The organism is Spirosoma fluviale (assembly GCF_900230225.1).
Taxonomy (GTDB): Bacteria; Bacteroidota; Bacteroidia; order Cytophagales; family Spirosomataceae; genus Spirosoma; species Spirosoma fluviale.
Map to the genome: position 1 here is coordinate 187,366 of NZ_OCNH01000008.1, position 25,054 is coordinate 212,419.

Sequence of the window (25,054 nt, forward strand, 5' to 3'; positions counted from 1 at the left end):
AAACACTCACTATATGTTCTATTTGCTTTCGCTTTTCGGTTTCCTTCTATCAAGCCCGGCAACACCAGATACGCCAAAAAAAACGAACTTAACCATTGAAGTTCATAACGTTCGCGCGTTAACGGGTGCCGTTTATGTGGCTGTTTTTAAACCCGGAAAAGATTTTCCTGAGGGGAAACCAATAGTAGGTAAAAAAGTTGATGTAACGCATGATCGCGTACTAACCACATTTTCGGTTGAGCCGGGATCGTATGCCATTGCGGTGTATCATGATGAAAATGGCAACGGTAAAATGGATAAACGAATGTTTGGCATTCCTAAAGAACCGTACGGGTTCAGTAATGATTTTCGGCCTAAACTGTCGGCACCAAAGTTCAGCGACTGCGAATTCAGTGTTGGCGATAGTGGCAGAACAGTACGCATAAAACTGGATGGAATTTAATACTAACAACTTGACTATCAAGAGCCCCTACATCAGACTGTCTGGTAAGTAGTGTTCTTAAATTGTTAAATCAAGATTAATCCGGTACGACACGCTGGTTGGATCAGTTTTTTTCGTAATTTTGTCCGGCAAATAACACCACCTGTTTATTTGCTATGAGCTTAGATACCAGTAAATTTCTTTACGAGGCTCTCACCTACGACGACGTACTGCTGTTACCTGCCTATTCGGAGGTACTTCCACGCGATACGCAAACCGTTTCCCAACTCACCCGCAACATTCGGCTAAACGTTCCACTCATCTCGGCGGCTATGGACACCGTTACAGAGTCAGCTTTAGCAATCGCAATGGCGCAGGAAGGCGGTATCGGTATTATCCACAAGAACATGAGCATTGAGGCTCAGGCCGACCAGGTTCGAAAAGTCAAGCGCTCCGAAAGTGGGATGATCATTGACCCCATTACACTTCTTGAAACAGCTACTTTAGGCGACGCGCACAAAATTATGCGCGAGTTTAAAATTGGCGGTATCCCGGTTATTGATGAGTTGGGTAAACTGGTTGGCATCCTGACCAACCGCGACTTGCGTTTTCAGCACGACATGACTAAACCCGTTACGGCTGTCATGACGCAAAAAAACCTCATTACAGCACGGGAAGGATTAACGCTCGAAGAAGCTGAGACGATCCTCCAACAGCACCGGATTGAGAAACTGCCAATCGTTAACGACACCTACCAGTTAGTTGGCCTGATCACGTACAAAGACATTCTGAAGAAAAAGAGCCACCCCAATGCCTGCAAAGACGAACTGGGACGGCTACGCGTAGGCGCTGCCGTGGGCGTCACGCCCGACCTGCACCGACGCATCGAAGCATTGGTAAAGGCTGGCGTCGATGTCATTAGTGTCGATACCGCACACGGTCACTCAAAGGGTGTTCTGGACGCTGTACGGGGAATTAAAGAGCAATTTCCCAAACTTCAGGTAATAGCCGGTAACGTAGCCACCGGCGAAGGAGCCAAAGCCCTTGCTGATGCCGGTGCCGACGCCGTAAAAGTGGGCGTAGGACCGGGCAGTATCTGCACAACCCGGATTATTGCCGGTATTGGCATGCCGCAGTTAACGGCCGTTTATGAATCCGCTAAAGCCTTACAGGGCACGGGTGTTCCGGTTATTGCCGACGGTGGCATTCGTTTTTCGGGCGATATTACCAAAGCCATTGCCGGAGGGGCCAGCACTGTTATGATTGGTTCGCTTCTGGCGGGTACGGAAGAAGCCCCCGGTGAAGTTGTCCTGTATGAAGGGCGCCGGTTTAAAACCTACCGGGGTATGGGTTCTGTAGAAGCAATGGAAGACGGCTCGAAAGACCGCTATTTCCAGGATGCTGAGGACGACATCAAGAAACTGGTACCCGAAGGGATCGTTGGCCGCGTTCCCATAAAAGGCAAAGTCTCGGAGATCATTTACCAGATGGTTGGTGGTCTGAAAGCCGGAATGGGTTACTGCGGTGCCATTGATGTACCGGCACTTCAGCAGGCTAAATTCGTAAAAATCACAACGGCGGGTTCACGCGAAAGCCACCCGCACGATATTCAGATTCAGAAAGAAGCGCCGAATTATTCGGCACGATGAAAAAGAGTATAGGCTGTATGCTACAGGATGTCGTGAAAACGATATATATCCTATAGCATACAGCCTATTATACTGTTTGTACCGGGCCTCATGATTTGGTGGGAGCAATGCGACAGCATAAAATCGATCTCTTCAGGATGGATAACTCCAAAGACCAACCATTGCTCGCTTATTCTTGCCAGGTAGCTAAAGGCCACGTAGAATTACCAGTAGCCGGAGAAAGCAACAACTCCTGCCATTGGCTTTCCAGTTGCTGAAAAGGCGTTGATATAGTTTGTCCGTCAAATGCATCAACAGGAAGCGATGTGTGCTGTCCGTTGTCAATAAGTTCGGCTTTACTGACATGTTTGTTTGATGAGCACAACGAGCTTAATACATCAAGAGAATATTCCATAGTTGAAAACCACCATGAATGTTCTCGCTCATTACCTAGTAGATCAATTGTGGTAAAACGAAGTACCATATTCTTATTATTAGGGAAAGTACGGAATTAAATACGGAGTAGTCAGCAAAAATATAAAACTTCATCTATATATACTCTATGTGAACAATATTTTTTAATAATAAATAAAATTAAACAACTTTGAGTAATTACCACTATGCTACTTATAAGTATTCAATCAGCTTATATAGTACTTTGTTTAGAGTTTTAGACAAGACATTCTTTTGTATTTGAAGCAGTTAGGATCAATACTATTTTTCGTCTAAAACGATTTTTTTCTTACCCTACCTTACAGGATCTAAGTAAAAAACAGCACTGTTTGTGCCATGGGTGGTCAAGTTGATCTCGCGAATACCGATCCGTAGGGTGTCAATTGAAAATCCAACCGTATCCTGTTTCATCTGATAGAAGGTAGACGGAGAAAGTAACGCCAAGAGGTTACCGCGCTGTACTACTTTTTCGACGTGATAATGTCCACAAACCACCGTTATATGGCAAGGCAAGTCGCGAACAAGTTCAATAAATTGTTCACTTTGCCGAAAAGGGTATTTCCGATCCATGAATTGAACATCTGCCGGAAGGGGCGGATGATGCATGAACACGATTATGTTCGTATCGCGCAGGGCCGATAGATAGTCCCTGAACCAGGTCCACTGTTGGTCTGAGAGTACTCCTTCCGATGAATCCAAGAACAAAGCGGGCCTTCCCTCAAGGGGCAATGCATAATACAACTCGCCCTCGTGCAAGTCATGCTTTTTGTTGAATACCTCCGCCAGCATCATCGAATTATCATGATTCCCGGAAATCACGTAATACGGAAATGGTAGCGCATCAATCTGTTGCCTCACCCATTTGTAGATCGACAAGTCGCCGGTGGCATTGCAAAAATCACCACCTAATACCAAACAACTAGGTTTTAATTCGGACAAAAAGTCCAGTGCTTTCAGGAAGTTTTGCCGGACATCTACTCCCTCCGGAAGTTCACCTTCAGCACCCAGGTGCATGTCGGTTAGAAAAGCTATTCGCATGATTTAATGTATGATGTGTTAAGAAAGATGTAGGATATATAATGTATTTCCCTGCGGCATATATCATACATCTTTCTTCGCTTCATTCCAGTATACGTCCATCTCGGCCAGTGTCATGCTGCTGAGCGTTCTTCCACTGGCACGGGCCTGTTCTTCCATATACTGAAAGCGTTTGATGAATTTTTTGTTGGTACGTTCCAGAGCTGTCTCAGGATTTATATCGATAAAACGGGCGTAGTTGACAAGCGAGAAAAGTAAGTCGCCAAACTCATTTTCGGCTCGTTGCTGGTCAATCACCGTTCCGGACTCTGCGTTGAATTCAGCTTTAAATTCCTGCATCTCCTCCTCAACCTTTTGCCACACCTGCTGTTTTTCGTCCCAGTCAAAGCCGGCCCCTCTGGCTTTCTCCTGTATGCGCATGGCTTTTACCAGAGCCGGTAGTGAACCCGGTACTCCACCCAGCACCGACTTATTACCTTCTTTTAATTTGAGTTGCTCCCAGTTTGCTTTTACCTGTTCTTCATTTTCGGCAATGACTTTTTGGCCGTTGGAATCCGGGTAAATATGCGGGTGGCGACTAATGAGCTTTTCGCAAACGCTGTTTAGCACGTCGGCCATATCAAAACGACCTGGAGATCCGGCAGGTAATTCGGAGGCAATTTTAGCATAGAAAACCAGGTGTAGCTGAATATCCCCTATTTCTTTTCGAATTTCGGGTAAATCATGTTCCAGGATGGCGTCCGAGAGTTCGTAGGTTTCTTCGATGGTCAAGTGACGCAGGCTCTCCAGCGTTTGCTTCCGGTCCCAGGGGCACTGCTCACGTAGCTCGTCCATTATTGTCAGGAGCCGGTCAAATGCCATTAGTTGCTCCTGACGGCGGGGGGGTAATTCTTGAAATTGCTTCATTCGTACGAAAACCGATAGGGCTTTATGCACCTCACAGGTTTATTGGAAACTGTATTTTGTGATAAACCTCCCGAAAAGATAGGTGTATGATACTTCTTTTCAATAAACAGGACACAAAAAAACATTTAAAGCTTGATTAATCGCTTTACCTGCCGCCCATTATCGGTTCGAAGGCTGTAAAGGTAATGCCCGGCGGTGAGGTTAGCTCCGCTCACCGTTACGTTGCAGTTGCCACGATCAAAACGCCCATCGTGCAGGACAATTATCTCCCGCCCTGTCAGGTCATACAGGGCCAGACGAACTGTTCCAGCCTGGTTAATTGAAAATTGAATTTCGGTACTTTCAGCAAATGGATTGGGCGTATTCTGACCAAGACTAAACATACCTTCGTATGCGTCTAAAATCGGTGCTTGACGAAAAATGGGTAGGGACTCAAACTCGCGGCCCAGAATAGTTTGCGTTGTACTGGCATCAACGCCGAGGTGATCGCGGAGAACACTGGCGTACACCTGGCGGAAGTCATTCTTAAATTTCAGGTCGCCGTTACTGTCGACATCACTCAGAACAGGAGCAGCTCCAACAATACCCCCCCGTACGGGATCACCAATCACAAAAAGAGGAGCGGCCGTACCATGATCGGTACCATTGGTGCCATTCTGATTGACACGGCGACCAAATTCCGAGAACGTCATAACCGTAACCTTCTTGGCCAGGTTTTGCTTTCCTACAAAATCGTCGACTGACGTATAAGAGAGAGCTTTTCTCAAGTCGTCGCGTGTGTAGCCGAATAAACAACGAGCAAGTAGATGGCGGGCAGCATCTATGTTCCATGTGACCATTATTTACTTGGTGTTTCTTTATAATGAAAGTCAGAAATAACTGTTTTACGAAACGACACTCGAGTCAACTAGTATACCATATTATGCAAAAAGTCTCTTAAATCTATTCAATATTTGATGGTAAGACGCATTATTTCACATTAAAAATCGTAGGGTTTAGAGAAGAGAATACATTAGTTATCCTATTGATTTAAAGCTTTCCCCATTTATTGGTATCGAAGGATCGCCTATAAGACACAGCTAGATTGAGAAAAAAAATAATTTCGCCTGGCTTGTTGAAAGTCAGTTATTAATTTCGCTTACTTTGCAAAACAAAGTACTTTAATACATGCAAATCTCAACATCTTCTTTTCTTCGTTCAAGAGTAATTTCATCACGAGACGCCCGACCCGGAAGAGGTCAGTTAGCCCTGGTACTCTTGACGCTGACGGGTCTGAGTCTGGTTACAGTGCGGGGTTTATTGACGGGCAACTGGTGGTTCTTCGTTATGCTGTTATGGAATCTGGCGCTGGCCTGGTTCCCGCTGGGTGTGGTGCTGGTTCTGCGGGACTTGCGCACAGCAGGTTTTCGAAGTTACTGGCTATTGGCGGCTGGATTGGCGGGCTGGCTGGCATTTTTACCCAATGCGCCTTACATTATTACCGACCTGTTTCATATCCGCCACGTCGACCAGCCTTTGCTCTGGTTCGACACCATGACGCTGTTTGTCTTTGCGTTGACAGGGTTACTGGTGGGGCTCTACTCCATCCTGATTGTGCATCGGATACTCAGGCCATTGGCAGGTAATTTAGTAAGCTGGGGATTGATCGGTATTAGTCAGATTTTATCCGGATTCGGTATTTATCTGGGCCGGGTTGGCCGGTGGAACAGCTGGAACGTACTCACTAGTCCGTCGGAGTTAACCATTGCCATTACCCATGCCTACCACGACCACCTTAGCCTGAAGCTGACCATTGCGTACGGTTTCGTACTTTTTATTTTTTATGTAGCGTTCCATTTGTACGTTGAGCAGGAGCCTGATTCAACTCCGTATCAATGAGTCATTTTATAACCAGGCTTATTAAACACTTGCCGAATTGCCCAAACGCCAAACCTGCGTTGAGCGACCTTTTCGATGACTGCCCGGCTAAGCATACGAAAGTCCGCCTATTTTAACGATACCTTTGTTCCATGATTGATTTCCGTAAAGTAGTTCGAAGCTTTCGGTTTGCCGGACAGGGTATTCTGGATCTGTTTCGCTTCGAGAACAATGCTAGAGTGCATCTGCTGGTGGCGTGTATAGTGGTCATTGCCGGTCTTTTTTTAGCCTTGAGTCGGATCGAGTGGGCCATTATTCTCACCCAGATTGGTCTGGTCTGGGCCGCAGAAGCCTTCAATACCGCCATCGAGAAACTGTGCGATTTTGTATCGCCGGGTATACATCCACAAATTAAGGCTATTAAAGATCTATCGTCGGGCGCGGTTCTGATCCTGACCATCATGGCGGTACTCGCCGGGATACTCATTCTGGGCGGTCATTTGCTCGATATTTTTCTCCCCTAACAAGAATAACTTGCTCAATCATTTATTCATCCGTCTTTCTTCTCCCCCATGTACGAATCGCGCGAACACCTGCAAACGCTGACGGAGATCCGCAGCTTGATGGAACGGTCATCCAAATTTCTGTCGCTAAGTGGCTTGTCGGGCGTTTCGGCGGGGCTGATTGCACTCGCTGGAGCCTTTTTCGTTTCGGTACGATTGGAAACAAGCCTACTGGCTGTTTTTCAGTCCAGCCGCACAGGCGATTACCACACGAATATGAACCAGCCGGATGTCCGGCAGTTTCTGGTAACGGTAGCGCTTGTTATTCTGGCGCTGGCCCTTTTATCCGGCACTTACTTCACCGTTCGGCAGGCACGGCGACAAAGACAAACCGTCTGGAATCAATCGTCGCAGCGTCTTCTCTGGGCAATGCTTGTTCCGTTGGCAACGGGGGGCGTATTTTGCCTGGCATTGCTACAGTACAATCTGATTTGGCTGGCGTTTCCGGCAACACTGATTTTTTACGGCCTTGCCCTGCTCAATGGCAGCAAATATACCCTGCGCGATGTGGAGTCGCTGGCTTACTGCGAAATTGGGCTGGGACTGGTATCCCTTTTCTGGCCGGGTTATAATTTACTGACCTGGGCAATTGGTTTTGGTGTACTGCACATTGTGTATGGCCTGGCCATGTATTATAAATACGAACGAACCCTCACCGCATGAAGACAGATTTGCTGGCACAGTTTAACAAAGCCTTTGAAAGCAAAGCGCGGCTAAGCATCATGTCGGTTCTGATGGTTAATGAGTCGATGAGTTTCAACGCGCTTAAAGAGTTACTAGGCCTGACCGATGGCAACCTGGCTACGCACCTGCGGGCTTTGGAAGAATCTGGTTATGTAGCGGTGCAAAAACAATTTATCGGGCGAAAGCCAAATACAACCTACTCGGCCACACAGGCCGGTCAGCAGGCGTTTTCCGACCACCTGAATGCCCTCGAAGCATTTATCAAAGGTTTATAATGCCAATCGGCTCCGGGTAAGAACCCGGAGCCGATTGGCATTATAAAGATACAGAGGTCTTATTTTACCGTAAAATCGGAGTCTTTCAGGCCTTTATTGATTTTGACGTTATCAACCGTCATCGTCATTGGTCCCCGTGGCGATTGCTGGAGAATGGTCATCGGAATTTTAATGCCGTTTACGTCTTTGTAATCACTGTAATTCATGGTCGATTTCATTTCACCCTGGGGCGATTTTGCCGTCGTAACGGCCTGCACTTTCAGCCCGGTTGTGGCATCGAAGTTGTCAGTCCAGGTCGTAACTCCATCTGCACTCGTGTGGCTAAGTTTGTACGTGTCTTTCCCATCCACTTTTTCAGTACCAACCAGAGTTGTTTTCACGCCGTTTTCGGCATAGTGCAGTTCCGGGAAAAGAACATTCATCACAGTCATTTGCTTAGCGGCATCGCCATCTATGGTACGGCTCCCCTGCATACCACCCATGGCAATTTTGGTACCGTCGCCGGTTTGCTTCATCACCTCCATCCCATTGGCATTAATCACCATAGAAAACATATTGGGCAATTTCTGCTTACGGGTAATCATGATAGCGCCCATCTGTCCTTCGCTAGACATGTTGGTGGTCATATCAGTCACTTTCATAAGCGCATCTTTGCCCCCAATGGCGGCAATGTATTTGTCGACAACTTCATCGGCCGTTGGTGTTGACTGAGCACTTACCGACTGCCAGGCCAGCGCGACCAGGCCAGCTATCAATACAAACTTTTTCATGTTTTTTCAGTGAATATTTATGATTAAAGGTACTAGTTAACCCATAATTCAATAACCTCCAATCAGGATTTGATAAGCGGTTAATTCAACAGGGCGAAACCGGCTAAATAGACCAGAGCACCAGACACATAGCCAACCAGAGCCAGCCAGCTTATTTTACGTAAATACCAGCCAAAAGCCAGCTTCTCCATGCCCATGACGGCCACGCCCGCTGCCGATCCAATTACCAGTAAACTCCCGCCCGTACCAGCGCAATAAGCCAGAAACGTCCACAATTTGGCATCGGTCGGGTAACTCTGCATATCATACATCCCCATGGTAGCAGCCACAATTGGCACATTGTCGACTACTGCCGACACTACGCCGATCAACAGGATGATTACGTCTACATTGCCAACCGCCCGGTTTAGCGAAGTGGCCAGAGACTGCAATATTCCCGTTGCCTCCAGTGAGCCCACGGCCAGCAGGATACCCAAAAAGAAAAGAATACTGGACGTATCAATTCGGCTGAGGGCATAGGCCGCCGTGAATTTCTTGCGTTCGGCTTCATCTTTCTCACTATGAAGCAGTTCAGAAGCTACCCAGATAACCCCCAGCACCATCATTATACCCATATAGGGAGGCAAGTGGGTGATCGTCTTGAAGATGGGAACGAACAGCATTCCACCCATCCCAATGGCCAGCATTGTTCGTCGTTCGCGCCGGGCCGTGGGCGTTACGTAGGGACGGCTGATGCCTGCTCCTGTTCGTGCGGGTTTACTTTCTGAGGAGGGTTTATAAAACCGCGTCAATAATGCCAGTGGCACCAGTAACGAGACCAGACTTGGCAATAACATGGCGCTGATGATGTGGGTAGAGGTTATTTGCCCGCCAATCCAGAGCATGGTCGTTGTCACGTCACCGATGGGCGACCAGGTACCACCCGCATTAGCGGCAATGATGATCATACCGGCCACAACGCGCCGATCCTCGGCGTTTTTAATGAGCTTGCGAACAACCGAGACCATCACGATGGCCGTAGTAAGATTGTCCAGCAGAGCCGACATAAAAAAAGCGAGCAGGCTGATGATCCAAAGCAGCGTTTTTATGTTACGACTGGCAATACGATCGGTTATCAGCGTAAATCCATCGTGCACATCAATCAATTCGACCACGGTCATGGCCCCCATCAGAAAAAACAAAATTTCGGCAGTATTAGCTAGATGGTGCTTCAATTGCTCACCAATGAGATCGATGCGTGTATCGAGTAATGCATAAGCGGCCCAGCAGGCAACGCCGGTAATCAGGGCCGTAGCTGTTTTGTTGATTTTTATGGGATGTTCGAGGGTAATTAATACATACCCGATAACGAAGAGAAGAGAAAGTAATAGTGTCATAAAATGGTAGCGCCGGTTAGGCCAAATTCATTTTTACGGAGTTGAGCTATTTTGCCCGTACTTGGTGTTACCCCGTTGTGAACACTGGTCAATCTATGTTTGTCATCCGTATCTCTTCGCTTGGCCCCGATGGAATGGCTCTTTTCCCGTTTATTCTGGTCAAGCATCCCAAACCCGGGCCTGCTCTATTGAACCACGAGCGAATTCACCTGCGTCAACAGGCCGAATTAGGCATCATTCCATTCTATCTGTGGTATTTCATCGAATACCTCATCCGCCGACTTCAGTATCGACATCATTATTGGGCCTACCGAAACATCAGTTTCGAGCGGGAAGCGTTCGCCAACGAACATGACCTACAGTATTTGCAGTCTCGGCGATGGTGGTCCTTCTGGTCGTATTTAACCAAAAATAACCCGCTGGAGTAGCTTTATCTAGCTGATTTTACCGGCTTGTAGGATAACACCCCCAGCATGACAACCAATGAGGATAAGACCACGACTATTGTGGGAATACCTTCCCGAAAACCCTGTAACCGCAATTCTTCCGGAATATTCAGGTATAGCAAAACGGTGATCAAACCCCTGGGGGCAATCCATAATAACGGGCTCGATGTACCCCAATACGTAAGCCGTAGGGTAACCCAACGCCACACAAGAATGATCATGATGAACAGCGCACTCACAATCAGGGCGTCAACATCTACTAATTCGGAGGGGATAGCCGCATAGCCCAGGATCAGGTAAAAGAACGTACGAACCACAAACGACCCCTCGGCTGTCAGATTTTTTAACTGATCGAGCTCTTTTTCGAACAGGTCGTTTTTCAGGATCAGGCTTAGTCGTCCCCGTATGAACAGTTCGGTGTTGTTCAGAAAAAGTCCGAAAATCAGGATAAGCAGCAAGGACGACAGGTGATTGATCTCGGCCAGGGCATACACCAGGAACAGTACGGAGATGATGGGCAGAAATTTAATCCGGTGGTTAATCCGACCAATCAGGTACAACAGCAAAAAGCAGCATAACAGCGATATAAGGGCCATTACCAGGGTGTCGCGCGTGAAAAGCCAGACAGCACCCAACACCGAACCCTGGCTTAAAACCAGGAAATTATAGCCCATAATTCCCAGAATACTGGCAAAGGCCGATTCGTGAATGGCGTATTCACGCTGATCGGTAGAGAGTTGCTCCACATTTTGCACCGTCACGGTACTACTGATGATCGAAAAGGGCAGTGCAGCAATCAGGCAATGATAAAAGGAATCGTTCAGTAGTAAATAGAGCGTTCCGGCCATCAACAGCGTTCCCCCGGCAATGGCCAGCAAAGACGCCAGCAGGGTTCGTCGTAAAACACTTAGCCGATCTGCATTGAGCTCGATATCAAGGCCACCTTCGAGCACAATTAAAATCAAACCCAGCGTACCAAGTGTTGGCAGGATAGCATTGACATAGGGGACCTGAACATCGAAGTACGCTGTCGCCTGTCTCGTCAGCATTCCCAGCAGAAGCAACAACAGAACAGAGGGCGTTTTGAAACGGCTGCTGAATAAGTCGAATGCGTAGGAAATTAATACTGATAAACTCAGGACTATAATTAAAATCGATGAATCCATGCGGCAAGTTAACTGATTGCATTTATTTCAGACAATTAACCTGCACCTGGTGGTTGCCACACCTGCTACTTTTTAGCGTAGTAATACAAGTTTACCGAGGCCGCATTGGCTTTTTCACTGATGGTAAAAAAGCCTTTGGCGTCTTTGTCAAAGCAAACGGCTTCCCCCTGTGGCTCCAGCCGAATGGCCAGTGAGCGCCGGGTACCATACTGCATGGCGTCGGCAATACTTTGCCCGGCATCCCGCTTCCAGTAATACATGGTCGTATACGTTCTGAGCAGTATTTCCCGGCCATCGGGCGAAATAGAGGCACCGGTTACGTAGTTGGGCAATCCCCCGCCGAAGGAAGGCAATTCGCCAAAATCCTGCGCCGTAATCAGGCTGTTGGTGCTTTGCGGGTAGGTCAGCCCATATAGATGTACTTTTTCTTCGCGTTTGGAGATGATGTAAATATCCTTGGTTTGGGGATCAACAAACATCGCTTCGGAGTCACGCGGTCCCAACGGATACCGGAAGTCGATACGGCCGATGTCACTAACGGCAATGGGCGACTGTAAGTTTGCGGGCTCCGGTATTCGGTAAATCTGGCTGGTTTCGTACTGATTGTTGTTATCCCCGATGTCGGCAATGTAGAGGTAATTTACACCCTCCTTTGGCCCCGGTCCAATTGACAGCTCTTCCCAATCCCGATTCTGGATAGATGGTACGGTAATCTTCCCTTTCAGGGTTCCGTCGTAGCCCATCAGGGCCAGTTCGGCGGGGCTTCCGCTATCCTGCTCAATCCAGAGATTACCGGGCTGGCTTCGACTGTCGACCATCCCGGAGGCTTCGTCAATTTGGCCTGGTGTAACAGGGGCGACTGTTGGATCTGATGTAAAATTAACATCATATACACTAGGGACACTGAGTTTACACGCAGTGGCAGCCAGCCCTAAAACCAGCAAAATGAAAGTACGCATGAAGTTTTCCGGTTGATTCAGTTGCCAAAGTAACGAACAGAATACCAAAAATGATTAGCGCCTTAATCGGAATTGCGTAACCGGAAGGCAGGAAAGGTGAATTATATACGCTACCCTTCCCTGGTATCTATCCGAATCAGAAGCAGATATAGAAAGCCAACGCGAGGAATTTTAACGCTAAAAAAACGGAAAGATGTTGAACACGCTGTACTTAAACAGGCAAAAGAATTCGAAATACAGCGCCCTGACCCGGTCGTCCTTCAGCGAAAATGTGCCCCTGGTGGTTATCGATAACTTTCTGCACAATGGCCAGCCCAATACCGGTTCCCTGATATTCACTTCGACCATGAAGGCGCTGAAATACCTGAAAGATCCGCTCGGCCTGGTGCTGATCAAACCCGATCCCATTGTCGGTTACCTCGATAAGATGAAATAATCGATTGGCATCAGAAGGAAGTAGCGAAGGGGCAGTTAACTCCCGGCCATAGAGTTGACGGGAGCTGATTCGAACGGCGGGCAAGTTATCCGCGTCATCCAGCCGGGTAAATTTGAGTGCGTTGCTAAACAGGTTCTGAAAAAGTTGTCGCAGTTGGGCGGCATCTCCCCGAATAACAGGCAGCGGCCCTACCGTTATACTTGCTTCCTTTTCAGCAATGGCCGTCTCCAGATCTGTGAGTACATCGGCCACTACCTGATCCAGGTTGACCGGCCCAACGGTTTCCTGCTTTGTTACAATGCGGGAGTAAGCCAGCACATCTTTAATCAGAACCTGCATTCGGGCAGCTGCCGACTGCATCCGGCTAATCATATCGGCACCCTCCGTACCAATAACCGGCGCAAACTGCGACCGGATGATATCGCCAAACGCCTGAATTTTACGCAGTGGTTCCTGTAGGTCGTGACTGGCTACGTACGCAAACTGCTCTAGATTTTTGTTCGACCGCTGTAACTCAACCACCGAGTTCTCCAATTCCTGCTGAAGCCGCTTCAGGGGTGTGTAGTCGCCAAACGTCACCAGTACATCATCATTCAACTTCGTGGTCATAATATCCAGCCAGACATCGATACCGCTACCAAAGTAATGAAAGTCAAAACGCTGGGTTTCGCCGGTGCTGTAGGTGTGGTAATACCTCTCAAACAGTCCATTCGTTTTGTAGTCAGGAAAGTAAGTACTCCCCAGCGCACCAATTAAGGTTTCTGAATCTTCACCTACGTAGGATGCCAGTTGGCGGTTAGCCAGCCTGAACCGGAAGTCAGTTACCTCGCCAGCCAGATCCCGAATGGGCGTGAACAGGAAAATCCCGGTTTGGCAGGTGTCGATAACCGTTTGCAATTCAGTGGCCGAGATCTCCAGTCGTTGCTGTAATTTTTTGAGTTCGGTATAATCGGAGAACGTAACCAGTACATCATTCCCCTGTTTCAGCACGGTGTAGCTTTCCCAAGCGTCGATAGTTTCTGTTCCGTAGTGAAGATTGAAATGCTGGGTACGACCGGTTTCAAAAATAGCCACATACCGCATAAACAGGCCGTTGGTCAGGTAGTCTGGAAACCAGCGGCTTACCAATTCGCCCGTGAGGGCTTCCGGTTCCTGCCCTACATAGCTGGCAATCATCTGGTTAGCCGTCCTAAACCGAAAGTCAACAATCCGGCCAAGCTCGTTGAACACGGGATTGATCAGAAAAATAGCGACCTGGGCTGAGTCGATAACTGTACGCAGTTCAGCAGCCGACTTCTCGATGAGGACAGCCGCCCGTTTGGTTGCCGACACGTCGGTGAAGGTGACTACAAAGCCATCACCCAGCTTTTGGGCCGATATGTCGAGCCAGAAATCCAGCCCGTCGTGGTTATAATAAATTTCCGTATAGCCCGGTTCACCCGTTTCGGTGGTTCGCTTGTAGAGGTCAAACAGGCCGCTCTCTACATTGCCCGGAAAGATTGTCAGCAATGTATTGCCCACCATCTCCTCCTGCCCTCTGCTGACCATTTTAGTCGAACTCTGGTTAGCCACTAAAAATCTGAAATCAACGACTGTATGTGCCTCATCCCGAATGGCCTCAAACGCCATGACACCACTGTTCGAGCTATCCAGCACACTGTTCAGCAACGCTGCCTGCCGCCCGGCGTTCATGGCCGTTTGTTCAAGGATTTGCTGGGTCTGCTTCAAGGATGTATAATCTGTGAATGTAACCAGCAGGTCCTGACCAAACTTGATCACTTTTACGTCGAACCAGACGTTTAGGTTATCGACGGTGTAGTTTAGTTCGAAGCGTTTCTTTTCCCCTGTTTCGAGCGTGTGTCGATAGCGGTCGAACAGCCCCGTTTGCCGATAGTTTTTAAACCAGTCCGACACGATGCTCCCCGTTAGCACATCGGGTGTTTGCTCAACGAGTGCCGCCACCACACGGTTGATGGTCTTGAAACGGAAATCAATTAAGTTGCCCTCTGGATTTAGAACCGGACTGATCACAAAAATACCTGTCTGCGCTACATCAATAACAGCCTGTAAATTAGCGGCCGACTCAACAATAGCCTGCTCTGCAAGCCGGGCTTTGGTAAGGCTTGCCACAGTGAGCAAGAGCCCGTCTCCGTGCTTAACCGCTGTAACATCGAACCAATTGTCCAGGCCATCCTGATTGTAAAAGTGTTCGCCCCGGTAGGGTTCGCCGGTTTCAACAACGGTCTGATAGATAGCAAATAATCCCGCTTGCTGAATACCAGGGAATAAATCCAGAAATGCCCGTTGACGTAACGTCTCAACCGCATGCCCAAGCAAAGGTGTTGCAGCTGAGTTCGCATGGGTAAACCGGAAATCAGTAATCAACCCAGACGCATCCCGGATTGCTTCCAGCACCAGCATAGCTTCTTGCGATGCATTCAGAATTTCATCCAGCAACGCCCGCTGATGTTCTGTTTCCAGCGTAGCTACTTTCTGTTTGGTAATATTATTGCCCATTACCACAACCCCATCATTCAACCGGGTGATGGATGTGTTGTACCAGGCCTGTGCAAATGGATAATATTGCTCCACCTGAATTGGCTCACCCGATTCAATGACCTGTTTAAACAGATTAAACTGGCCTGACCGACGCGAATCCGGGTTTATGGTGAGCAGGGTTTTATCAACCACATCAATCCCGGTGTAGGCTAGTGCCTCTGCCCGACCCTGTTTGTTGACCATAAGTAGTCCAAAGTCCAGAATTTCGTTATTCTGGTCACGAATGGCCTCATAAACAAACACTGTACTGAGCGAGGTATTAAGGATACTATCCAGCAATAAGCGCTGGCGTTCCGTTTCCAGAACGATTTCTTTGGGGGTAGTTACCACTCGGGCAATGCCCAAAACACCATCTCCGGCTCTGGACCGGGTCACACAAAGCCATTGTTTGAGTAACGGATTGAAGTACTCAAGCTCCATGGCCGTCCCGGTTTCAACGACGTCGTAAAGCTGATGAAACGTATAGTCTGTAAAGTCCGCATTGCCGACGCTTCCATAACGAACCGACAAACCGATTGTCAGTTGATTTTCGGCAGTGAACAATTCGCCAACCTTTGGATTGACATACTCAACAACGAAGTCAACAATCTGACCAACAGGCACGTTCTGGCTCCCCGCTACCAGGTTTCCGGTCGTTTTATCGGGCGCACGTACCGCACGCATCCAAAAGACAGGATCGGGTGAAGTATCGAAAAGTTGAGCGAAGGAAAGTTGCGTTGGTAAATCAGAGAGCATTCTATTCAGTAACGTTGTCAGTACAATTTCACAAAAAAAGAGGTCAGCAAGTTACTTAAATTTACCAGTAAACTGATTCAGGCACGTATCTTTCAAGGGCAGTTTGCAAACTTGTTAATGGCTCTATTCGGAACACCAGCCAACCAGGCTACCAAGAAGTATTAATGACGAAACATTAGTTTCAGATTCGTTTTTGCTTTACCTCCTGAACAATCTTACTGTGTTGACTTAATCTCGTATGCAAAAGACCTTACCCCGCCTGTTGGTAGCTACGCTGCTGCTTGGCCTCTGCATTAGTTTTATCAGCCGCCCTGCCGCGCGTGGTTGGGTGACTATTTTTGATGGCAAGACCCTCAACGGCTGGAAATTGACCGAGGAGAGCCCCGAGACGTTTAGTGTTCAGGATGGTGCCATCGTTGTGGCCGGACCACGCGCCCACCTCTTTTACGAAGGCCCCGTAAATGACCACAACTTCAAGAATTTCGAATGGAAAGCGAAGGTAAAAACCATGCCCGGCTCCAACTCCGGTATGTTTATTCACACCGCCTATCAACCATCGGGCTGGCCTTCCAAAGGCTACGAAATCCAGGTCAATCAAACGCACACGGATTGGCGTAAAACGGGTAGTGTTTACGGGCTTCAGGATGTGAAGGAAGTTTTCGTCAAAGACGACGAGTGGTACACCGAACACATTATCGTGCAGGGCAAAAAAGTAATTATTAAAATCAACGACAAGGTGATCAATGACTATACCGAGCCAGACAGCATCAGCACCGGAAAGTCGATGAAGAAACTGAGCACCGGTACCGTTGCCTTACAGGGCCACGATCCAAAAAGCAAAGTATTTTACAAAGACATCCAGATTAAGGTATTACCGGATTAACAATTAACTAAGATCGGGAATGGGACAAGAGGACCAAATTGGTCTCTCCGCTCCCATTCCTCAATTTTTTTCTTACCTGAACTGTTGAATACTGTAAGTATTCGCCCGAAGCTGGGCCGGATTTTTAGCCGCTACGGCAGCACTTACTTCCCCGATACGGGCATTGAGGCTGTAGATCTTTTCGTTCATCAACGTATTCGTGGTGGCTTCACTATAGCCCACGCTATCTGTCTTCACAATTGCGTAGGTTTTCCACCCGTCTGTACTACGCACCTGCGACACCTGCTTCCGGTTATTGACCACGTATAAGTCATTGTTAGACAGAAGCATCCCATCGCCGTTAAGTAACGCTGGCCCTTTTATTTCCAGAACGTCAGCCGGATTTAACAGATTCACTTTGAATAATTTACCCTGATTTGATTTCACCACAATCAGAAACTTGTCGGGGTGGTACACAATCCCGTTCAGGTTGATACCTTCTCCTCCGGCAAAAAGTGGCGAATTGGCGAAAATAGAGGGCTGGGTGGTATCTGCCGGAACTTTGTAAATGACGGAAGCAAACGAGTCTGTTACATATGCATTCCCATCCTCATCAAGCGCAACGTCATTGGCATAGTGCTCCGCAGCTGGCAGAAGAGCCGCCAAGTTAACCCGACGCACATTTTGCCCCGACTTAAGGTTGTAGACAAATAATCCGGCCGTTTTCCGGATTGTTATGGGTGTACTCTTCTCCGAAACGCCCTGGTCTCCGTTACATACATAGAGCAGATCTCCCTGCGCCTTCAGGCCAAGACTACTGATCAACTCATCATCAACGATCAGATCGCTATACCGCCCGGTGGCGTCTACCGCTCCTATTTTTCCCTGTGTTATAGAGCTAACCAGAAAGGTATTGAGTTGTGTCGAATACGTTATTCCCTCCGGGTATTGCCGGGTGGCTGAGAATGAAATACGCTCAGGAATGACTGGCGCGTTGTATATAGGATCATCTGTATTACAGGCCAGAAGGCAGACAGTGGTACTGAGTACAGTACAAATTGAACGAATGTTGAGTGACATAATTTTGATTATTTTCAATTCGATAGATTAAATCTAAATCATAAGCCATCATGAATTGTTTTTCCTCATAGGTCGAAGGTATTAACGCTCTTTTGTGCGGTTTTGCTTGATTTCAACAAAAAACCAAACGGCTATTTTCGAGTTAACTTACCATACACAATCGCTCTACGCTTATGAACCACTTCACCACCCTTACCGAAGCCATGGAAGACCTTCGGAACCGCGGCTATACGCATGAATTTGGCCCGAAACACGATTTTCTGGAAGAGAAAAGTACGGAAACCAAGTTGAAGGGAGAGGAATTTAACGTCGATGAATTCCATCGCTTTGAAGGAACGTCTGATCCCGGCGATGAAATGACCCTCTACGCCATAACAGCCGCGAACGGCATGAAAGGTGTATTTGTATCAGCACAAGGCACTTACGCCAACGAGGTATCGGCTGAGTTAATGGCCAAATTCAACGTCTCTGACCGTGCCAATGTTAACACAGATGGGGCCGTGAAGCCAATTGATACTATTGTGGCCGATCAATAAGTCATTTGCACGATATTTGCAAGAAAAATCCCGGAAGATGCAAAATTTTCCGGGATTTTTGGTTACCTTTGCGGTCTTTACAAAAAATGCGCCGTTCTTTTTCGTGCTATAGATTATGAAGTTATCCGAATTCAAATTTGATTTACCCGAAAGTCTTATCGCCAAATACCCGGTTGAGCGGGGTGAATCACGGTTGATGGTTGTTGACCGAAAAGCTAAAACTATTGAACACAAGCAGTTTTCGGATATGCTGAGTTACTTCGGCGATGGCGATGTGATGGTGATCAATAACACAAAAGTTTTTCCGGCCCGGCTATACGGCAATAAAGAAAAAACGGGTGCTAAAATTGAAGTTTTCCTCCTGCGTGAACTGAACCGCGAGATGAAACTCTGGGATGTTCTGGTTGATCCTGCCCGCAAAATCCGCGTGGGCAATAAGCTATATTTTGGCGATAGTGACCTCGTCGCTGAAGTCATTGATAATACAACATCACGCGGTCGAACCATCCGCTTTTTATTCGATGGTAACCACGAGGAATTCATGAAAGCTGTGGACGAATTGGGCGAAACACCCATTCCCCGCGAAATGAACCGGGAAGCCGAAGACGCTGACCGCGACGCCTATCAAACAGTATTTGCACAACATGTGGGGGCGGTAGCAGCACCTACGGCCGGTTTGCACTTTACCCGCGCTATGATGAAGCGGATGGAAATTAAAGGGATCGATTTTGCACCGGTTACGTTGCACGTTGGGTTGGGCACGTTCCGCCAGGTTGATGTAGAAGACCTGACCAAACATAAAACGGATTCCGAAAATTACCGGATTCCGGAAGAATCCGCTCAAATCGTGAACAAGGCGCTTGATGCCGGTAAGCGGGTTTGTGCCGTTGGCACAACCTCTCTCAAAGCCATCGAGTCGTCGGTTTCGGCAAATAGCCGGTTAAAGCCCGTTGAAGGCTGGACGGATCGGTTCATTTTCCCGCCTTACGATTTTAAAATCGCTAATTCGCTGCTCACTAGCCTTCACCTGCCGGAGTCTATTCTGATCATGATGACCAGTGCGTTTGGTGGTCATGAACTCATCAAGGAAGCCTATCAGGTCGCGATTAAAGAGAAATACCGTTTCTTCAGCTACGGCGATGCCATGCTGATTATTTAAGGGATTAGCACCCCCACAACAATTGATTAGTGGTAAGTAGTAAGTAGTTTTGTCGAGCGAGTTTTTCACGTATGACAGACCCCTTACTACCTACCACTAATTTTTTTGCCATTATTGTTGCCGGTGGCAGTGGCAGCCGCATGAAGTCGGACATACCTAAACAGTTCCTGCTTCTCAACGGCAAACCAATTCTTCAGCACACCATCGAGCAGTTTCTGGCGGTTCAACTCCCCCCCCTGTCCTCACAGACCGGACATACACCTGCTTTGCAGCTCCAAACGGTAAACATCATCCTGGTACTCCCCGCCCGTGATTTACCGACCTGGGATAAACTGTGTGAAGAGCATAATTTTCATCCCAACATTAAGACGGTCATTGGCGGCAACAGCCGGTTTCAATCGGTGCGAAACGGCCTCCAGGCGATTGACGCGCCCGATGGATTAGTGGCCGTTCATGATGGGGTTCGGCCTTTTGTCACGCCAGCGATTATTCAGGCCAGTTTTGAAACGGCGGCCCGTGTCGGTTCGGCCGTGACTTGTGTTCCGGTTAAGGATTCGGTACGGGTTATTGGGGCCGATGGTAGTAGTCAGGCGGTCGACCGCGCTCAATACCGGCTGGTGCAAACGCCCCAAACGTTTCGGCTCGACTTATTTCGGAAGGCTTTTCAAAGCGAGGAACAAGCTTTCTTCACCGACTGCGCCAGCGTTGTCGAGTTCGCCGGTTTTCCGATCACGCTGATCGATGGCTCGTACGAGAACATTAAAATCACCACGCCGGACGATTTAAGGTAACCCAAGCCAGCAACTGCCACTTACTACACAGTTCAACGACTCCACTGCTCTGCCATGCGCCATCGACTTACGCCCGATCAATACGCTACCGGCATCCTGGCTGGCGACCGGTTGGTGCTCAGTCAGGCAATTACCCTGATCGAGAGCCGCCGGGCCGACGATCAGCTACTGGCACAGCAGGTATTGGCGCGTATTCTTCCAAACACGGGCCATTCAACCCGAATTGGCATAACGGGCGTACCGGGCGTCGGAAAAAGTACCTTCATCGAATCGTTTGGCACCCACTTAACCGGCCTGGGGCACACACTCGCCGTACTCACCGTCGATCCCACCAGCCAGCGTTCAGGAGGCAGTTTGATGGGAGATAAAACCCGGATGGAAACCCTGTCGATGAATCCCAGAGCCTACATTCGTCCTTCACCGGCAGGCGATTCGCTGGGGGGCGTGGCCCATCGAACCCGCGAAACGATGCTCCTTTGCGAAGCCGCAGGTTTCGACATTATCCTGATCGAGACAGTTGGCGTAGGGCAATCGGAAACGGTAGTACACGGCATGGTCGACTTCTTTCTATTGCTCATGCTGGCCGGTGCGGGAGATGAGCTACAAGGCATGAAACGCGGCATCATGGAACTGGCCGATGCATTGGCCATTACCAAAGCCGACGGCGATAATCGGGCCGCAACTAACCGGGCGCGCGTCGAGTATCAGAATGCCCTGCATCTGTTCCCGCCTACCGGCACGGGCTGGTTTCCGCCGGTACTAACCTGCTCTACCGTAACCGGTGATGGCATTACGTCCATCTGGCAAACGATACAGGCGCATCAGGAGTTGACAACGCAGAACGGGCAGCGAACTTACCGTCGACAGGAACAGCAATTAAGCTGGTTTCGGTCTTTATTGCGGCAACGACTTGAGAACCGCTTTTACGAGCAGGCTGGCATACGAAGTCAGTTGTCAAGCATTGAAGAGCAAGTACGGACAGGAACCTTACTTCCAGCTCCGGCCGTTGATCAACTGCTGCGTTATTCGCCGGAAAATCAGTAGGTTTTTGCGTGCTTGATGCTTCCGTACTCATGCTCAGATTCCTTTTCCAGCTTAGCTGTTTATTAGCCCTTATACCCGCTCAAGCACAACGGGATACGGTAATCCAGATTTCAGCAACGGGTGGCTTACAATACAGCCAGAAGCGCATTGTTGTGAAGCCAAACACGCGGCTCACCCTTGTCTTTCACAACAAAGACGACATGGCACATAATCTGGTTATTACTCGCCCAAATTCCCGACTTCGGGTGGTGGAGTTTGCGCTGGCGCTGGGCGACAAGGGAGCCAGCCAACACTATATTCCCGCTATTGACGATGTGCTGGCCCATACCAGCAGCGTTGAGCCCGGCAATACCGACTCGGTAACCTTAAAACTGACCGAGGGTGGGTATCCCTTTGTATGTACTTTTCCTGGACATGGGTTCATCATGTACGGCATTATTTACGCCACTAAAGACGTAAAGCGGCTTCCCCAACCTGACCAGGACATCAACATGCCCAACCCTGCCCGAACGCAGGAAGCTGCCCATCAGCATCATTCGGCGGCATCCGGACACCCTTTCCCGATAACTCTCCCGGCCGTTTACCGGACGTTTATGCCCGACTGCGGCCCGGCGGCCATTGCCGTTGGCTTACCGGGGCCTAATGGCGGACAATCGTACGTATTTGATGCCGGTGAATGCCGCATACGCTATGCCTGGTCGGGTGGGTTTGTCGATAATACAGAGCAATGGGAAGGAAAAGGCCAGTTACTGACAAAGGTGGTCGGCGATATTTACTATCGGGATTTGGGCGGATTTCCCTGGCGCGTTGGCAGCACAGTACCTAAGGCACAATTTAAAGGGTATAGCCTTATCAATCGATACCCGGAATTCCGGTATGTCATGAACGGGGTTGAGGTTAGGGAACTGGTTAAACCACTGGCAAGGGGGCGGGGGCTCGTCCGAACCTTTACGTTTGGACCAACCAAAAAAACGCTCTCCTTCATTAACAAGCCACAGCCGGGTATTCGAGTACAGTCATCTGTGGGTCGTTTTCAGAAAGAAACCCTCATCATCCCCCCCGGCACCAGACAGGTAGTTTTGACAATGAAGTATGAAGTAGTATTAGGAGCGAGGAGTGAGGAGTGAGGAGGGCGGAGGGCGGACCGGCGTCAGCTAAATGCATGCGTCAGCCCTCCTAACTCCTAACTCCTAACTCCTCGCTCCTAACTCCTAATACTAGTACCAACCCTCCCCACAAACGCATGTTCGCTTCTCTCATCCTCTCTTCATTTCTCTTTGCGTCCGCTCCTGCCGATACGATTTCGGATTATTATGAAGTGGAAACGATTGCTACGCCACCGGGTTTAGTCGCCGAAACGGGTGGGCTTTCGTTCCTGCCCGATGGACGCATGGCGGCTTGTTTTCACCGGGGTGAAGTGATGCTTTACAATCCGAAAACAAAAGCCTGGAAACTCTTTGCCGATGGCCTTCACGACCCGCTGGGCGTAGTAGCCGTCAGCAATCGGGAATTGCTCGTTATCCAGCGACCCGAACTGACGCGCCTGACAGACACCAATGGCGATGGCGTTGCGGATCTCTACGAAACCGTAGCCGACGACTATGGGATGTCGGGCAATTACCATGAGTTTGCGTTTGGGCCTGTCCGGGATGCCAAAGGAAATTTGTATATTAGTTTAAACACGGGATCAAATGGTGCGGGCATTCGTGATGAAGTTCGGGGGCAGTACGAACCCCTTGGTCGGCAGGGGCGTATGTATGCTTGTGTGCCGTACCGGGGATGGGTTCTCCAGATTAGGCCGGATGGGACGATAAAGCCTTTTGCCAGCGGCTTTCGCTCCCCAAATGGTATTGGCTTTGATGCCAAAGGTCGCCTGTTTGTGACCGATAACCAGGGCGACTGGCTGGGCACGAGCAAGCTTTATCACGTTGAAGAAGGAAAGTTTTATGGGCACCCTACCAGCCTTGTCTGGCGTCCGGGCTTTCCGAATGTAGACCCGCTAACCTTGCCGGTTCGCACGCTCGACAGTCTGCGAACGGTCGAAAGCATTGCTTTCCCACACGAAAGTATGGCCCACTCCCCTACCCAGATTGTCGTTGATAATACGGTCGGCAAGTTCGGTCCATTTGCCGGGCAGATGTTCGTGGGCGATATGGATTATGCCCACCTGTTACGGATTCTGCCCGATGAGGTAGACGGGCAGATTCAGGGTGCCTGTATTCCTTTTTTCAGTAAAGCAGGTTCGAATGGAACTGCCATGCGAATTGGTAACAATCGGCTGGCTTTTGCTCCGGATGGGAGCCTGTACTTGGGCCAAACCGACCATGGCTGGCTTGGCTCACGCGGTATTCAGCGGATTCGCTACAAAGGAGGTGTGCCACTGGATATTATGGCTATGAAGCTGACTCCAACCGGCTTTATCCTGACCTTTACCCAGCCGGTCGATGAGGCAACGGCACGTGAAATGGCCAATTACAAACTACGAAGCTATTATTATGAATACCATCAGGCCTACGGATCGCCACAGATGGATGTTCAACCGGTTTCGGTAGCGGGTATACAGTTATCAACCGATCGCAAGACCGTTTCGCTAACTTTAGATAATCTAAAGCCCAATCGTATTTACGAATTGACGCTGGGTAATCTGGTCGCCAATAACGGTCAGAAAAAGCTGATGAACCACCTGATTTGCTATACCCTGAATAAGCTGGCAAAATAGTTCAGTACGGATTACCTCAACAGGAAGTTAAATCGGTTAAAAAAACCGACTTTGGTAGGTTTCTTAAAACCTATCAAAGTCGGTAGTCAGTAGGTTTTGAGAATCGCAACGGCGAACCGTCCTACCAAAGTCAGGTTTAGAACCTGACTTCACCAGAAACCACTTCACCGGTTTCTAGGAGTTGCCTAATGTCCGGTCGGGTTCGTTGATGCGGGTTGCCGGAATGGATTCACCGTCCGTACTTGTGTTCCAGTCGGCATTGGTGATTTCCACATCATCGTCAGTTGATAGAGGAGCCTGACCCCAGGAGGCCCGCTTCGACTCTTCAATTTCCTGACCTAAAGTGTCATCATTGCCATCGGCTACGGCTGCCGTAGCGGTAGCATCGGCCACATCACCCGGCACATCAACATCGCTGCTGTCGGCCACGCGCGAGGGCAGGTCGTTGTCCAGATTCTTATCGTTTAGTTGTGCCAACTCGGGGGGAATACCCATCGTGTTGTGCATGCGCTGGGCCGCGTACGACTCCGTGCTTTCTTTGCGGGAATTGCTACTTACGCTCATAACGTTGATTAGTTAAGTGTTGAGAAT

At 48.8% G+C, this 25,054-nt stretch carries 25 protein-coding genes; 14 read left to right on the forward strand and 11 right to left on the reverse strand.

The annotated features are described in order from the left end of the window. The first annotated feature begins 13 nt into the window (after nt 1-13). Nucleotides 14-442: a DUF2141 domain-containing protein gene (locus CRO74_RS29030; protein ID WP_097131419.1), complete on the forward strand. Its 429-nt coding sequence runs from the start codon at nt 14-16 to the stop codon at nt 440-442. Between the two features lie 155 nt (nt 443-597). Beyond that, nucleotides 598-2,070 (forward strand): IMP dehydrogenase, encoded by a 1,473-nt coding sequence (gene guaB / locus CRO74_RS29035; RefSeq protein WP_097131421.1) that lies wholly within the window; start codon nt 598-600, stop codon nt 2,068-2,070. A gap of 169 nt (nt 2,071-2,239) precedes the next feature. On the opposite strand, the gene CRO74_RS31400 is transcribed toward guaB, so the two are convergent. The 4 genes from CRO74_RS31400 to CRO74_RS29050 all read right to left on the reverse strand — a co-directional run bounded on the left by CRO74_RS31400 (nt 2,240) and on the right by CRO74_RS29050 (nt 5,213). Then, complete coding sequence (locus CRO74_RS31400; RefSeq protein WP_144035996.1) at nt 2,240-2,464, reverse strand: hypothetical protein; 225 nt, start codon at nt 2,462-2,464, stop codon at nt 2,240-2,242. Nucleotides 2,465-2,796: 332 nt separating this feature from the next. Continuing rightward, nucleotides 2,797-3,540 (reverse strand): metallophosphoesterase family protein, encoded by a 744-nt coding sequence (locus CRO74_RS29040; protein WP_097131423.1) that lies wholly within the window; start codon nt 3,538-3,540, stop codon nt 2,797-2,799. Nucleotides 3,541-3,603: 63 nt separating this feature from the next. After that, the gene (gene mazG, locus CRO74_RS29045; RefSeq protein WP_097131425.1) at nt 3,604-4,446 is read right to left on the reverse strand and encodes a nucleoside triphosphate pyrophosphohydrolase; all 843 of its coding nucleotides are present in this window, start codon (nt 4,444-4,446) and stop codon (nt 3,604-3,606) included. A 125-nt stretch (nt 4,447-4,571) separates the two neighbouring features. Continuing rightward, a complete protein-coding gene (locus CRO74_RS29050; protein WP_245878019.1) occupies nt 4,572-5,213 on the reverse strand; it encodes a T9SS type A sorting domain-containing protein in 642 nt (213 codons plus the stop codon). Nucleotides 5,214-5,613: 400 nt separating this feature from the next. Between CRO74_RS29050 and CRO74_RS29055 the strand changes: the two genes are divergently transcribed. The 4 genes from CRO74_RS29055 (at nt 5,614) to CRO74_RS29070 (ending at nt 7,825) form a co-directional block, all read left to right on the forward strand. Next, complete coding sequence (locus tag CRO74_RS29055; protein WP_097131429.1) at nt 5,614-6,324, forward strand: DUF1361 domain-containing protein; 711 nt, start codon at nt 5,614-5,616, stop codon at nt 6,322-6,324. A gap of 131 nt (nt 6,325-6,455) precedes the next feature. Further along, nucleotides 6,456-6,827, forward strand: a complete 372-nt coding sequence (locus CRO74_RS29060) for a diacylglycerol kinase family protein (protein WP_097131431.1) — start codon at nt 6,456-6,458, stop codon at nt 6,825-6,827. 48 nt (nt 6,828-6,875) lie between these two features. Further along, nucleotides 6,876-7,529, forward strand: coding sequence for a hypothetical protein (locus CRO74_RS29065; protein WP_097131432.1), 654 nt, complete (start codon nt 6,876-6,878; stop codon nt 7,527-7,529). Beyond that, nucleotides 7,526-7,825 carry a winged helix-turn-helix domain-containing protein gene (locus CRO74_RS29070; RefSeq protein WP_097131434.1) on the forward strand — a complete coding sequence of 100 codons (300 nt, stop codon included), beginning with the start codon at nt 7,526-7,528 and terminating at the stop codon, nt 7,823-7,825. Before CRO74_RS29065 ends, CRO74_RS29070 begins: the two co-directional genes overlap by 4 nt. A 59-nt stretch (nt 7,826-7,884) precedes the next feature. On the opposite strand, the gene CRO74_RS29075 is transcribed toward CRO74_RS29070, so the two are convergent. Then, nucleotides 7,885-8,595, reverse strand: coding sequence for a LolA-like protein (locus CRO74_RS29075; RefSeq protein WP_097131436.1), 711 nt, complete (start codon nt 8,593-8,595; stop codon nt 7,885-7,887). A gap of 80 nt (nt 8,596-8,675) precedes the next feature. Beyond that, nucleotides 8,676-9,971: a sodium:proton antiporter NhaD gene (gene nhaD / locus CRO74_RS29080; RefSeq protein ID WP_097131437.1), complete on the reverse strand. Its 1,296-nt coding sequence runs from the start codon at nt 9,969-9,971 to the stop codon at nt 8,676-8,678. 95 nt (nt 9,972-10,066) lie between these two features. Between nhaD and CRO74_RS29085 the strand changes: the two genes are divergently transcribed. Then, nucleotides 10,067-10,399, forward strand: a complete 333-nt coding sequence (locus CRO74_RS29085; protein ID WP_097131440.1) for a hypothetical protein — start codon at nt 10,067-10,069, stop codon at nt 10,397-10,399. 2 nt (nt 10,400-10,401) lie between these two features. On the opposite strand, the gene CRO74_RS29090 is transcribed toward CRO74_RS29085, so the two are convergent. The 3 genes from CRO74_RS29090 to CRO74_RS29100 form a co-directional block, all read right to left on the reverse strand. Beyond that, nucleotides 10,402-11,583: a sodium:proton exchanger gene (locus CRO74_RS29090; protein ID WP_097131442.1), complete on the reverse strand. Its 1,182-nt coding sequence runs from the start codon at nt 11,581-11,583 to the stop codon at nt 10,402-10,404. 65 nt (nt 11,584-11,648) lie between these two features. Beyond that, entirely contained in the window at nt 11,649-12,542 is an 894-nt protein-coding gene (locus CRO74_RS29095) for a PE-PGRS family protein (protein ID WP_097131444.1), read from the reverse strand. Nucleotides 12,543-12,753: 211 nt separating this feature from the next. Next, nucleotides 12,754-16,272: a PAS domain-containing protein gene (locus CRO74_RS29100; protein WP_097131446.1), complete on the reverse strand. Its 3,519-nt coding sequence runs from the start codon at nt 16,270-16,272 to the stop codon at nt 12,754-12,756. Between the two features lie 238 nt (nt 16,273-16,510). Between CRO74_RS29100 and CRO74_RS29105 the strand changes: the two genes are divergently transcribed. Further along, on the forward strand, nt 16,511-17,155 hold the full coding sequence (locus tag CRO74_RS29105) for a 3-keto-disaccharide hydrolase (RefSeq protein WP_097131448.1): 645 nt from the start codon (nt 16,511-16,513) through the stop codon (nt 17,153-17,155). 72 nt (nt 17,156-17,227) lie between these two features. Here the strand turns inward: CRO74_RS29105 and CRO74_RS29110 are convergent, their stop codons facing one another. Then, the gene (locus tag CRO74_RS29110; protein WP_097131449.1) at nt 17,228-18,214 is read right to left on the reverse strand and encodes a gluconolaconase; all 987 of its coding nucleotides are present in this window, start codon (nt 18,212-18,214) and stop codon (nt 17,228-17,230) included. Between the two features lie 173 nt (nt 18,215-18,387). Here CRO74_RS29110 and CRO74_RS29115 point away from each other — a divergent pair, with 173 nt between their 5' ends. The 6 genes from CRO74_RS29115 (at nt 18,388) to CRO74_RS29140 (ending at nt 24,463) form a co-directional block, all read left to right on the forward strand. Next, nucleotides 18,388-18,750, forward strand: coding sequence for a hypothetical protein (locus CRO74_RS29115; RefSeq protein WP_097131451.1), 363 nt, complete (start codon nt 18,388-18,390; stop codon nt 18,748-18,750). A gap of 115 nt (nt 18,751-18,865) precedes the next feature. Further along, nucleotides 18,866-19,909 carry a tRNA preQ1(34) S-adenosylmethionine ribosyltransferase-isomerase QueA gene (gene queA / locus CRO74_RS29120; RefSeq protein WP_097131454.1) on the forward strand — a complete coding sequence of 348 codons (1,044 nt, stop codon included), beginning with the start codon at nt 18,866-18,868 and terminating at the stop codon, nt 19,907-19,909. Nucleotides 19,910-19,980: 71 nt separating this feature from the next. After that, nucleotides 19,981-20,700 (forward strand): 2-C-methyl-D-erythritol 4-phosphate cytidylyltransferase, encoded by a 720-nt coding sequence (locus tag CRO74_RS29125; protein WP_097131456.1) that lies wholly within the window; start codon nt 19,981-19,983, stop codon nt 20,698-20,700. Between the two features lie 54 nt (nt 20,701-20,754). Beyond that, nucleotides 20,755-21,744 carry a methylmalonyl Co-A mutase-associated GTPase MeaB gene (meaB, locus tag CRO74_RS29130; RefSeq protein ID WP_097131458.1) on the forward strand — a complete coding sequence of 330 codons (990 nt, stop codon included), beginning with the start codon at nt 20,755-20,757 and terminating at the stop codon, nt 21,742-21,744. A 29-nt stretch (nt 21,745-21,773) separates the two neighbouring features. After that, nucleotides 21,774-22,871 carry a plastocyanin/azurin family copper-binding protein gene (locus CRO74_RS29135; RefSeq protein ID WP_097131582.1) on the forward strand — a complete coding sequence of 366 codons (1,098 nt, stop codon included), beginning with the start codon at nt 21,774-21,776 and terminating at the stop codon, nt 22,869-22,871. Nucleotides 22,872-22,987: 116 nt separating this feature from the next. Continuing rightward, the gene (locus CRO74_RS29140) at nt 22,988-24,463 is read left to right on the forward strand and encodes a DUF7133 domain-containing protein (RefSeq protein WP_097131460.1); all 1,476 of its coding nucleotides are present in this window, start codon (nt 22,988-22,990) and stop codon (nt 24,461-24,463) included. 174 nt (nt 24,464-24,637) lie between these two features. On the opposite strand, the gene CRO74_RS29145 is transcribed toward CRO74_RS29140, so the two are convergent. Beyond that, complete coding sequence (locus CRO74_RS29145; protein ID WP_097131462.1) at nt 24,638-25,027, reverse strand: hypothetical protein; 390 nt, start codon at nt 25,025-25,027, stop codon at nt 24,638-24,640. Nucleotides 25,028-25,054: the final 27 nt, after the last annotated feature.

Bases quoted from the DNA above. Each gene is read 5' to 3' on its own strand.
- CRO74_RS29105 (WP_097131448.1), top strand. From the start codon at position 16,511: ATGCAAAAGACCTTACCCCGCCTGTTGGTAGCTACGCTGCTGCTTGGC.
- meaB (WP_097131458.1), top strand. From the start codon at position 20,755: ATGCGCCATCGACTTACGCCCGATCAATACGCTACCGGCATCCTGGCT.
- CRO74_RS29145 (WP_097131462.1), bottom strand. From the start codon at position 25,027: ATGAGCGTAAGTAGCAATTCCCGCAAAGAAAGCACGGAGTCGTACGCG.
- CRO74_RS29085 (WP_097131440.1), top strand. From the start codon at position 10,067: ATGTTTGTCATCCGTATCTCTTCGCTTGGCCCCGATGGAATGGCTCTT.
- CRO74_RS29070 (WP_097131434.1), top strand. From the start codon at position 7,526: ATGAAGACAGATTTGCTGGCACAGTTTAACAAAGCCTTTGAAAGCAAA.
- CRO74_RS29110 (WP_097131449.1), bottom strand. From the start codon at position 18,214: ATGTCACTCAACATTCGTTCAATTTGTACTGTACTCAGTACCACTGTC.
- CRO74_RS29125 (WP_097131456.1), top strand. From the start codon at position 19,981: ATGACAGACCCCTTACTACCTACCACTAATTTTTTTGCCATTATTGTT.
- CRO74_RS29055 (WP_097131429.1), top strand. From the start codon at position 5,614: ATGCAAATCTCAACATCTTCTTTTCTTCGTTCAAGAGTAATTTCATCA.
- queA (WP_097131454.1), top strand. From the start codon at position 18,866: ATGAAGTTATCCGAATTCAAATTTGATTTACCCGAAAGTCTTATCGCC.
- guaB (WP_097131421.1), top strand. From the start codon at position 598: ATGAGCTTAGATACCAGTAAATTTCTTTACGAGGCTCTCACCTACGAC.
- CRO74_RS29030 (WP_097131419.1), top strand. From the start codon at position 14: ATGTTCTATTTGCTTTCGCTTTTCGGTTTCCTTCTATCAAGCCCGGCA.
- CRO74_RS29140 (WP_097131460.1), top strand. From the start codon at position 22,988: ATGTTCGCTTCTCTCATCCTCTCTTCATTTCTCTTTGCGTCCGCTCCT.
- CRO74_RS29135 (WP_097131582.1), top strand. From the start codon at position 21,774: ATGCTCAGATTCCTTTTCCAGCTTAGCTGTTTATTAGCCCTTATACCC.
- mazG (WP_097131425.1), bottom strand. From the start codon at position 4,446: ATGAAGCAATTTCAAGAATTACCCCCCCGCCGTCAGGAGCAACTAATG.
- CRO74_RS29060 (WP_097131431.1), top strand. From the start codon at position 6,456: ATGATTGATTTCCGTAAAGTAGTTCGAAGCTTTCGGTTTGCCGGACAG.
- CRO74_RS29100 (WP_097131446.1), bottom strand. From the start codon at position 16,272: ATGCTCTCTGATTTACCAACGCAACTTTCCTTCGCTCAACTTTTCGAT.
- CRO74_RS29115 (WP_097131451.1), top strand. From the start codon at position 18,388: ATGAACCACTTCACCACCCTTACCGAAGCCATGGAAGACCTTCGGAAC.
- CRO74_RS31400 (WP_144035996.1), bottom strand. From the start codon at position 2,464: ATGGAATATTCTCTTGATGTATTAAGCTCGTTGTGCTCATCAAACAAA.
- CRO74_RS29040 (WP_097131423.1), bottom strand. From the start codon at position 3,540: ATGCGAATAGCTTTTCTAACCGACATGCACCTGGGTGCTGAAGGTGAA.
- CRO74_RS29065 (WP_097131432.1), top strand. From the start codon at position 6,876: ATGTACGAATCGCGCGAACACCTGCAAACGCTGACGGAGATCCGCAGC.
- CRO74_RS29095 (WP_097131444.1), bottom strand. From the start codon at position 12,542: ATGCGTACTTTCATTTTGCTGGTTTTAGGGCTGGCTGCCACTGCGTGT.
- CRO74_RS29090 (WP_097131442.1), bottom strand. From the start codon at position 11,583: ATGGATTCATCGATTTTAATTATAGTCCTGAGTTTATCAGTATTAATT.
- CRO74_RS29075 (WP_097131436.1), bottom strand. From the start codon at position 8,595: ATGAAAAAGTTTGTATTGATAGCTGGCCTGGTCGCGCTGGCCTGGCAG.
- nhaD (WP_097131437.1), bottom strand. From the start codon at position 9,971: ATGACACTATTACTTTCTCTTCTCTTCGTTATCGGGTATGTATTAATT.